Source organism: uncultured Campylobacter sp. (genome assembly GCF_938030685.1).
Lineage (GTDB): Bacteria > Campylobacterota > Campylobacteria > Campylobacterales > Campylobacteraceae > Campylobacter_B.
The window spans coordinates 1-1147 of sequence record NZ_CALHHX010000084.1; the positions used below are offsets into that span (position 1 = coordinate 1).

Annotated in this window: 1 protein-coding gene; it reads left to right on the forward strand. The window is 47.5% G+C overall.

Annotated elements, in window-relative coordinates:
• Positions 1-792: MMPL family transporter (locus Q0369_RS03835; RefSeq protein ID WP_298096232.1), on the forward strand; the 792-nt coding region annotated here is incomplete at its 5' end.
• Positions 793-1147 lie beyond the last annotated feature (355 nt).

A 1147-nucleotide genomic window follows, 5' to 3' on the forward strand; every position in this document is an offset into this window, starting at 1 on the left:
CTCGGCAAACAGATTAATCAGGGGCGCGATCTGGACGATCTAAGCCTTGCTTTGATCTACTCTGAAATGCCGGCAAACTACCGTGAATTGGTGCTTTCGCCCTTTGTAAATATCGAAGCGAACGAGGCGCACTTTAGCATCCGCACGATAGATAGCGATCCGAATCTTCGCAGAGCGCAATTCCTAGCCGATCTTAAGCGTGATCTGGACCCCCTACTCGCTAAGGATAACGTCACGGTGCAGATTAGCGGCATAATGGTGCTTTATAACAATATGCTTCAAAGCCTGATGAGCTCACAGATAGGCACTTTGGGTATCACCGTGCTCGTGCTTTTCGTGCTTTTCGTAATCATCTTTCGCTCGTTTTCATACGCACTTATCGCGATCGTCGTAAATTTAATCCCGCTTTGCGCTTGCTTCGGCATCATGGGGGTTGCGGGCATTCCGCTGGATATCATGAGTATTACGATAGCAGCGATTAGCATCGGTATCGGCGTGGACGATGTCATCCACTACATCTATCGCTACAAGCGGGAGTTTGCGCGCCTTGGCGACGAGGCCGCGGCGATCCGCGCGAGCCACGCAAGTATCGGATACGCGATGTATTATACGTCGTTTGCGATCATTTTGGGCTTTAGCGTGATGATGATGAGTAATTTCTGGCCTACGATCTACTTCGGGATGTTAATATGTCTGGTGATGAGCCTGCTTCTTTTGGGTGCGCTCATAATCCTGCCGTCGCTAATAATGAGCCGAAAGGGCTTAAAATTTAGCCTCTTTAAAGCTAAATAAATTTTATCTCGCTATAATTGTCGCATTTGGAGAGGATGGCGACCTGGTGGCGTCTGCGGACTTCAAATCCGATAGGAGGGCGGTTGACCGTTTTCCGGGGGGTTCGATTCCCTCCCTCTCTCGCCGAATTCTTTCATTAAATTTTACTTTTACGATTCCTGGTCTCTAGCGCTTTGCGAATTTATTTCAAATTTTAGCTCTAAATTTATACGTTTTTAAGTAGGGGGGGGGGTAGCATTATTTTCAGAATTTATCTCAAAGGAGCGAAGATGAAATATGTACTAAGCGCTGCGCTAGCGGCATTGATTTTAGTAGGATGCGGCGAGGATGAGGTAGGGCTCGTGAAAAACTACAC